Here is a 259-nt window from a genome sequence, read left to right as displayed (position 1 = left end):
TCTTCTTCTACATTCATATTACTGCAGGCGCAACGGCGTTGATCACAGGCTCCGTACAGCTGTTGCGATGGAGCCGAAGAAGGCTGCGGGTGCATCGGCTGCTGGGAAGAATCTATGTGTACTCTATTTTTGTGAGTGTACCGGCCGGCGTGTATTTGGCATTTTACGCAACCGGCGGACTTGGCTCCACCATTGGGTTTCTTATCCTCAATACCGCTTGGTTTACGACGACATGGATTGGACTGCGGCGTATTCTGAA

At 51.4% G+C, this 259-nt stretch carries 1 protein-coding gene; it reads left to right on the top strand.

Annotated elements, in window-relative coordinates:
• The coding region (locus L9G74_RS21155) for a DUF2306 domain-containing protein (protein ID WP_238898724.1) at positions 1-259 on the top strand (259 nt) is incomplete at both ends.

Source organism: Shewanella electrica (assembly GCF_022321485.1).
In the GTDB taxonomy this organism is placed as follows: domain Bacteria; phylum Pseudomonadota; class Gammaproteobacteria; order Enterobacterales; family Shewanellaceae; genus Shewanella; species Shewanella electrica.
The sequence above is the reverse complement of the archived record's forward strand: the minus strand, read 5'-3'. Positions and strand labels throughout refer to the sequence as shown.